Source organism: Nocardioides sp. CPCC 206348, assembly GCF_048654705.1.
Classification (GTDB): domain Bacteria; phylum Actinomycetota; class Actinomycetes; order Propionibacteriales; family Nocardioidaceae; genus Nocardioides.
Genome location: NZ_JBMCZA010000116.1, coordinates 4,585 through 4,873, shown reverse-complemented (window position 1 = coordinate 4,873; position 289 = coordinate 4,585). Strand labels below are relative to the sequence as shown.

General features: G+C 64.0%; 1 protein-coding gene. It reads right to left on the bottom strand.

The features are described 5' to 3' along the window. Positions 1 to 197: MerR family transcriptional regulator (locus ACOADB_RS07075; protein WP_378597261.1), on the bottom strand; the 197-nt coding region annotated here is incomplete at its 3' end. Positions 198 to 289 lie beyond the last annotated feature (92 nt).

Below are 289 nucleotides of genomic sequence, written 5' to 3'. Positions count from 1 at the left end.
AGGAGGACCTTGACCAACCGGGTCGGGATGCCGGCCTGGATCAGTCCGGCGGCGCGCTCGACCCGGTCGACATGGGCCTCGGTGTAGCTGCGGTAGCCGTTGTCCGCGCGGTCCGCACTGACCAGCCCCTGCTGCTCGTAGTACCTGATCAGCCGGGCTGCGACGCCGGTGCGTTCGGCGACCTCACCGATCTTCATGTCTGCTGCCTCACAATCCTGACGTCACGCCTTGACATTGACATCAGTGTAAACCTTTAGCGTCGATTCCATGAGTACGACGACCCGCCCCG